This is a genomic window from Kitasatospora sp. NPDC059571 (assembly GCF_042735675.1).
Lineage (GTDB): Bacteria > Actinomycetota > Actinomycetes > Streptomycetales > Streptomycetaceae > Kitasatospora.
Genome location: NZ_JBHWBW010000423.1, coordinates 1 through 7022, shown reverse-complemented (window position 1 = coordinate 7022; position 7022 = coordinate 1). Strand labels below are relative to the sequence as shown.

The following is a 7022-nucleotide window of genomic DNA, read 5'->3' as shown; positions in this document are numbered from 1 at the left end:
GGGCTCCGGGGGCGGCGAACCCGGTCGGGCGGGCGGTTCAGACGCCCGCCGCGATCCGACCGTAGTCCAGCCAGCCGCCGTGGCCGTCGCCGCCGTTGTTGAGGAACGCCGTGGTCGGCCCCGCGGTCACCAGGTAGTCGGCACGGGCGTCGGCGTTGATGTCCGCCAGTTCCACGGTGGTCTGGTCGGTGGTGGTCCCGGCCGCCGTTCGGCCGCCGTCGAGCCAACCGCCGTGGCCGTCGCCGCCCTTGTTCAGGAACGTGGTGATGGAGCCGTCGGGGTTGATGACGTTGTAGTCGGCCCGGCCGTCGCCGTCGAGGTCCGCGAACCGGATGCGGGTCCGGTCGGCGGTGAGGCCGCCGGCGATCCTGCCGTCGTCGACCCAGCCGCCGTGGCCGTCGCCGCCCCGGTTGAGGAAGGCGCTCACCGCGCCGCCGTCGGCGATGGTGGTGTAGTCGGCCCTGCCGTCGCCGTCGAGGTCGGCGAACCGGACCTGGTCGGGGTTGCTCGTCATGCCGGTGGCGACCTGGCCGAGGTCGTTCCAGCCGCCGTGGCCGTCGCCGCCCTTGTTGAGGAAGACCCGGATCGAGCCGTCGGCGTTGACGATGAGGTAGTCGGCCCTGCCGTCGCCGTCGAAGTCCGCCCAACGGACCCGGCCCGCCCCGCCCGACTCCGTCCCGGCGTGGTGCACCGGGGCCGGGACGGCCAGGCCGTCGGTGAAGGCGCGGTCCAGCGCCTGGTCGAAGGTCTGAGCCAGCCGCTGGTAGCCCTGGTCGTCGGGGTGCAGCCCGTCGGCCATCTCCGCCGCGGTCAGTGCGGGTGCCGCGGTGTAGCGGACCTTCCGGCCCTGGCCCTGCTTCGCGACGACGGCCTGGCTCAGCTTGTCGTTGTAGTCGGCGACCAGGGCGGTCAGGTTCGGCGTGGTCGGGATCAGGCCCATCACGAGGACGGTCACACCCGGCCGGTCGGCGAGGATCCGGTCGATCAGCGCCGAGGCCCGGTCCGCGGCGTGGGCCTTGTCGGTGCTCCGGTCGAGGTCGTTGATGCCGATGTGGAGCAGGACGACGTCCGGCTGGGCGGCGGCGATCCACCCGTCCGCACCGGACCGGATGTCGTCGACCATGAACCCGCTGTGGCCCTCGTTGTCCGGGTCGGTCACCGCGCCGTTGCCGCGCGAGCCCACCAGGTCGACGGTGTACCGGCTCTGCTGGGCCACCAGGTCGGCGAGCGGCCCGCGGTACCCGGCGTCCGAGGTGCTGCGGTAGCCGGCGGTGATCGAGTCGCCGAGCGGCATCACCCGGAGCACCGGGGCGGGCGCCGGCGCGGCGGCGGAGGCCGCAGGGGCGGTGCCGGCCAGGGCGGCCAGTGCGGTCAGGGCGGCCAGGCCGAGTGTGGCGGTGCGCTTCACGGGGATTCCCTCCTCGGGTTTCCGGTCGGGGGTCAGACGCCGGCGGCGATCTGGCCGTAGTTGGTCCAGCCGGGGTTGTTCTGGTCGTCTCCGCCGTTGTTGAGGAAGGCGGTGGTAGCGCCGTTGGTGAGGAGGTAGTCGGCGCGGCCGTCGGCGTTGATGTCGGCGAGGTTGACGGTGTTCTGGTTGGTGGTGATGCCGCTGGTGATCTTGGAGCGGAGGGTCCAGCCGCCGCCGGTGTCGCCGCCGTGGTTGATGTAGGTGGTGATGGAGCCGTCGGGGTTGATGATGTTGTAGTCGGCGCGGCCGTCGCCGTCGATGTCGGCCCAGCGGATGCGGGTGAGGTCGGTGGTGACGCCGCCGGCGACCTTGCCGAGGTCGTTCCAGCTGCCGGTGCCGGTGTTGCGGAAGACGCCGACGGAGCCGTCGGTCTGGGTGATGACGTAGTCGGTGCGGCCGTCGCCGTCGAAGTCGGCGAAGGTGACCTGGGCGGGGTTGGCGGTGAGGCCGGTGGCGACCTGGCCGAGGTCCTGCCAGCCGCCGTGGCCGTCGCCGCCCTTGTTGAGGAAGACGCGGACGGAGCCGTCGGTGTTGATGAGGATGTAGTCGGCGCGGCCGTCGCCGTCGTAGTCGGCGAAGCGGACGCGGGTCTTGTCGTTGGTCATGCCGGTGCTGACCTGGCCGAGGTCGTTCCAGCCGCCGTGCCCGTCGCCGCCCTTGTTGAGGAAGACCCGGATGGTGCCGTCGTCGTTGACGACGACGTAGTCGGCCTTGCCGTCGCCGTCGAAGTCGGCCCAGCGGACCCGGCCCGCCCCGCCCGACTCCGTCCCGGCGCCGGAGCCCCGGCCGCCGATCGGCGAAACGTAGCCGCTGACGTGCTGGGAGCCGTACATCCCGCCGGCGCTGATGGTGCCCCTGGTGACCAGGCCGCCGCTCTGGTTGCCGCCGATGGTGCCGACCGACCCGTCGGCGTTCACCGAGACGACCAGCGAGACGTGGTCGGCGTAGCCGGCGCCGTTGTAGTTGAACACGGCGGCGTCGCCGACGTGCGGGGCGGAGTGCAGGCCGGAGCCGTACTGCCCGAAGCTGCCGGCCGCGGCGGTCAGCCCCGACACGTTGACGCCGTTCTGGGCCCACACCCAGCGGGCGAAGTCGGCGCACCAGCTCTCGCCGCAGCTGCTGTAGTAGCCGGAGCCGCCGGCGCTGTTGGTGCCGCAGGCGCCGTGGCCGAGGTTGGCCTCGGCCGTGGTGACGATGTTCGACCCGACGCTGGCGGAGGCTATCTGGGCACCGGTCAGCATGAGGACGGGGGTGACCGCGGCGGTGGCGAAGGCGGCGGTGAGCAGCGTGCGGACGGAGCGCTTGCGCATGGTGGGTTCTCCTGTTTCGGGCATGGCTGAGGCAGGTGGGGTGCAGCGAAGTCGGGAGCGGGTCGCGGGTCAGGCGATGGCGACGGGTACGGAGACCGTGCCGGCCTGCAGGTTCTCGGGCTGGGACACCGCGGTGAACTGGAGATCGGTGGCGCCGGGGCGCAGGCCCTCGGCGAGCCGGATCCGGTAGCGGATCGTCAGCGACGCACCCCGGGCGAGCGGTGCGCCGTCGGAGGCGGCGAGGAGGTAGTCCATGCCGGACGCCTGCGGGAGGGCGACGGCGTGCCAGGCGCCGGCCGCCTCGTCGTAGCGCTCCAGCGTGCCGCCGACGGAGCCCAGCGGTGCGAGGCCTCCGTCGTACTGCTTGACGCGCACCACCGCCGCGAGCCTGGTGTAGTCGGCGGAGCCGGTGTTGCGCACCGTCACCGTGAACTCGGTGGCGGCCGTTCCGGGGTGCAGCACGGCGCCCTGGGCCAGCCCGCCGACGGAGGCGGTGACCTGCGCCGCGCCAGCGACGGTGAGGCGGCCGGCCGGGAGGCGCTGGGCGGCGCCGGTGCCGGGCGTTGCGGCCGGACGGCCCGGTGCGGCGGATCCGGTCGGGGTGGGAGCGGCCGCAGCGGTGGTCCGGGCCCCGTCGGACGCCGTCGGTGCGGCCGAGGGGGGCGGTGCCGCCGGCCGGTCGGCCGGTGCGGTCGACGTGGCAGGTCCGGCCGGCTGCACCGGCTGTGCGGCCGGGTGCTCGGTGCTTCCGCAGCCCGTGACGGTGCTGAGGCCACCGAGTGCGACCAGGACGGCGGTCATGGCACGGACCGGTGCGGCGGTTCGGTGGGAGCGCATGGCGGATGTCCCCTGGAGGGTTGCTGGTGAGCGGGGCGGGAGGGGCCGGCCGGGTGGCCGGGCAGCGCGGGGCGCGGGACGGCTGCCCTGCAGGAGCAGCGGTCTGAGGGCGTCCCGGTGCGGGCCGGCTACTGCCAGATCATGTTGTCGCTGTGCACGGCGGCGGCCTCGACGCGAGGGGCGGAGGCGGCGTGGGTGACCGCGGGCAGGGCGGCGGCGACGGCGAGGGCGACGACCGCGGCGGCCTTGGCGAGACGGGTGCTGAGCATGACGGAGTCCTCTGCTGATCTGACGGAAGGTGGGGCGGCCCGGACCGTGCGTCCCGCGGTGACGCTTCGTCCGTGTGGCCCGCCGGTCGGTGTTCCCTGCCGGCGATCACTACCTTCGTCGCAGCTCAGAGCAGATGGAAGGGCTATCAGCTGGACGGAAGCGTCCCCGGACGGATCCGTCCACCGCGACCGGAACGGGCCAGCTCCGCCTCCAGGAACGGGGCGACCAGCGGCGCGGCGGCGCGGCTGACCGACCATCCGTGCAGGGCGGCGGCGGACAGCACCCGCCGGCAGAGCACCGCGGCCCGCGACTCGGCCTCGGCGAGCCGGTCGGCGATCAGGTACAGGCCGATCACCGGGTCCGGCTCCGCGGCGGCGTGGACGGCGACGTGCTCGAGCCGGTCCTCCTCGGCCGCCGCGGCGTGGACGAGGCCGGCGATGCCGTCGGGCAGGGGTGACCCGGCCGTCGGCGGCCGCAGCTGAACGTGGATCAGATACATGCACTCGACGCTGCCAGAACGGGCGAAGGGATCATAGAAGGCCAACCGGGACGGTTCGGGCCATGGCCGGAAGGGGCCACGGGGCGTCCCTTTCACCTGCCGTGATCCCCGTGCGATGATCGTGTGCGCATGGTTCACGGGGTCACTACCGGGGGGTAGGAAATGCTGGCGACGCTCGGGCTGGATCCAGCGTCAGAAGCCGTCTACCGGGCCATGCTGGCTCGGCCGCAGGACGGCGTTGCGGCGCTCTCCGCCGCTCTGGGGATCGCCGACGCCGAGGTGCGGGGGCCCTGGACACGCTCAGCGAGCTCGCGCTGGTCCGGCCGTCGTACGACCGGGACGGGGCGCTGCGGGCGGTCTCGCCGGACGTCGGCATGGAGATCCTCATGGCCCGCCAGCAGGCCGAGCTGGCGGCGCAGCAGCAGCGGATCGAGGCCTCCCGGGCGGCTGCGGCCCAGCTCATCGCCGAGTACTCGGACCTGCGTCCGGCCTCCTCCCACCCCGGGGTCGAGCAGCTGGTCGGCCTGGACGCGATCCGGGACCGGCTGGCGTCGCTCACCCGCGAGGTGCGGGGCGAGGTGATGACCTTCGCCCCGGACGGCGGGCACACGCCGGAGAGCATCGCGGCGGCCCGGCCGCTGGACGAGCAGTTGCTGGACCGCGGAGTCCGGCTCAGGACGGTCTACCTGGAGAGTGCGCGCAACAGCGCGCCGACGCTGGAGTACACCCGCTGGCTGGCCGGCCGGGGCGGCCAGGTACGGGTGGTGGCCGAGCTGCCGACCCGGATGATCCTGGTCGACCGGTCCACCGCGGTCATCCCGGTGAGCAGCGACGACACGGCGGCGGGGGCCGTCGTGCTGACCGGGCACGGGACGCTGGCGGCGCTGTGCGCCCTGTTCGAGAACATCTGGTCCGGCGCGCAGCCGCTGGGCGGCGAGGCGGAGCGGGACTCCTGCGGACTGTCCGGTACGGAGGCGGCGACCGTCCGCCTGCTCGCCGAGGGGTACACGGACGACGCCATCGCCAAGCGGCTCGGGGTGTCGGGGCGGACGGCCAGGCGGATCGCCACGGAGCTGATGGAGCGGCTCGGCGCCCGCAGCCGGTTCGAGGCAGGGGTGCGCGCGGTCCAGCGGGGGTGGCTCCCGGCGGGCTCCTGAACGATTCAGAGATCTCTCACGCAACGGTCACGCGGGCCTCACCTGGGCCTGTTTGTCCGATTACAAGTCCTATGTATAGTCGCTCGGGCTTCTGCCATGCTCCCGGCAAGATCACTGCCGCGCCGCGCCCCCGCGCGGTGCGGCACCACAGGACTTGTGAGCCCAGCCATGCCGATCGTCACCCTCCCCGACCGGTTGCGCCGCCCCAGCCAGAACCGACAGGCGTCGACCACACCTGTTCCACCGCCCGGCCGCACCCGCAGGCCGCGGCTGTACGTCATCGACGGGCTCCGCCTGATCGCAGCGCTCAGCGTCGTCCTCTTCCACTGGACGGGAGTCGACCGCCACCCCGAGGTCTGGGGCACCACCCCGCGCCACCTGATGCCCACCCTGCACCGCTTCGGCGCCTACGGGTGGATGGGCGTGCAGCTCTTCTTCCTGATCAGCGGATTCGTGATCTGCATGTCCTGCTGGGGCAAGACGCCCCGGCAGTACTTCGTCTCGCGGGTGGTCAGGCTGTACCCGGCCTACTGGGTCGGGATCCTGCTCACCGCACTCGTGGTGAACTTCGCCCCCACCGTCCGCCCGGACCGCAAGCCGCTGAGCATCAGCGAGATCCTCACCAACTTCACCATGCTCGAGCGGCCGCTGGGGGTGACCGAGGCAGACGGCGTCTACTGGACCCTCTGGATCGAGCTGCGCTTCTACCTGCTGTTCGCGGTGGTCGCCGTGCTCGGGCTCACCTACCGCAGGGTGCTGGCCTTCTGCGGCATCTGGATGATCCTCGCGGTGATCACGCCGTCCACCGGCAGCAAGCTCATGGACGTGCTGTTCATGCCGCAGGACGCCCCGTACTTCATCGCCGGCGTCGCGATGTACCTGGTCTACCGGTTCGGCGTGAGCCCGCTGCTGATCGGCGTCGTCGGCTTCTCCTGGCTGATCGCCCAGAACCGGCTCCACGTCACCGTCGGCGCCTACGAGTACGAGGTCGGCCACCCGCTGTCGTGGCCGGTCATGGCGGTGATCTCGGCCGCGGCCTTCCTGGTCATGCTCGGCGTCGCGCTCGGGTGGTTCGGCTGGGTCCGCTGGTCGTGGCTCGCCGTGGCGGGCGCCATGACCTACCCGGTGTACCTGCTGCACCAGGAGATCGGCTGGGCGCTCATCCGGTACGGCCGCGACCTGCACGTGCGCCCCGCCCCGCTGCTGGCGGCCTGCCTGGCCGTCGTCCTGACGCTCGCCTGGTGCGTGCACCGGCTGGCCGAGCGGCCGCTGTCGGCCGCCCTGCAGCGGCTCTTCGACGGACGCGGCCCGGTCCTGCCGGCCGGCGACCCGCCGGTGCTGGCCCGGGCCGCGGCCGGCCCCGGACACCTCCCGCTGCCCGCGCAGACCCCGGCCGGCCGGCCGATGGCGGCCCTTGCGGGCGATCGGTCGGGCGCGCGCCGCTGTGGGGCGCCGGGGGGCCGCCCCGCGCTCCCCGTGTA

Annotated in this window: 6 protein-coding genes and 1 pseudogene; 2 read left to right on the top strand and 5 right to left on the bottom strand. The window is 73.3% G+C overall.

All coding sequences use genetic code 11. The features are described from left to right. Nucleotides 1-37: 37 nt before the first annotated feature. From ACFV0G_RS31790 to ACFV0G_RS31770, 5 genes are all read right to left on the bottom strand, one after another. Complete coding sequence (locus ACFV0G_RS31790) at nucleotides 38-1408, bottom strand: GDSL-type esterase/lipase family protein (RefSeq protein ID WP_380555502.1); 1371 nt, start codon at nucleotides 1406-1408, stop codon at nucleotides 38-40. 32 nt (nucleotides 1409-1440) lie between these two features. Next, nucleotides 1441-2778, bottom strand: a complete 1338-nt coding sequence (locus tag ACFV0G_RS31785) for an FG-GAP-like repeat-containing protein (RefSeq protein WP_380555500.1) — start codon at nucleotides 2776-2778, stop codon at nucleotides 1441-1443. A gap of 69 nt (nucleotides 2779-2847) precedes the next feature. After that, nucleotides 2848-3615: a hypothetical protein gene (locus tag ACFV0G_RS31780; protein WP_380555498.1), complete on the bottom strand. Its 768-nt coding sequence runs from the start codon at nucleotides 3613-3615 to the stop codon at nucleotides 2848-2850. 128 nt (nucleotides 3616-3743) lie between these two features. After that, nucleotides 3744-3884: a hypothetical protein gene (locus ACFV0G_RS31775; RefSeq protein WP_380555496.1), complete on the bottom strand. Its 141-nt coding sequence runs from the start codon at nucleotides 3882-3884 to the stop codon at nucleotides 3744-3746. Between the two features lie 146 nt (nucleotides 3885-4030). Further along, a complete protein-coding gene (locus tag ACFV0G_RS31770; RefSeq protein WP_380555494.1) occupies nucleotides 4031-4384 on the bottom strand; it encodes a hypothetical protein in 354 nt (117 codons plus the stop codon). Nucleotides 4385-4546: 162 nt separating this feature from the next. On the opposite strand from ACFV0G_RS31770, the pseudogene ACFV0G_RS31765 reads away from it, so the two are divergent. Together ACFV0G_RS31765 and ACFV0G_RS31760 are read left to right on the top strand one after the other, a co-directional pair. Beyond that, nucleotides 4547-5541: pseudogene (locus tag ACFV0G_RS31765) on the top strand (LuxR C-terminal-related transcriptional regulator). 168 nt (nucleotides 5542-5709) lie between these two features. Next, on the top strand, nucleotides 5710-7022 hold a 1313-nt coding region (locus ACFV0G_RS31760), incomplete at its 3' end, for an acyltransferase family protein (protein WP_380555492.1).

What these genes read in the sequence shown, in the direction of transcription:
- ACFV0G_RS31785 (WP_380555500.1), bottom strand. Translation starts at nt 2,778, where the DNA reads ATGCGCAAGCGCTCCGTCCGCACGCTGCTCACCGCCGCCTTCGCCACC.
- ACFV0G_RS31780 (WP_380555498.1), bottom strand. Translation starts at nt 3,615, where the DNA reads ATGCGCTCCCACCGAACCGCCGCACCGGTCCGTGCCATGACCGCCGTC.
- ACFV0G_RS31775 (WP_380555496.1), bottom strand. Translation starts at nt 3,884, where the DNA reads ATGCTCAGCACCCGTCTCGCCAAGGCCGCCGCGGTCGTCGCCCTCGCC.
- ACFV0G_RS31770 (WP_380555494.1), bottom strand. Translation starts at nt 4,384, where the DNA reads ATGTATCTGATCCACGTTCAGCTGCGGCCGCCGACGGCCGGGTCACCC.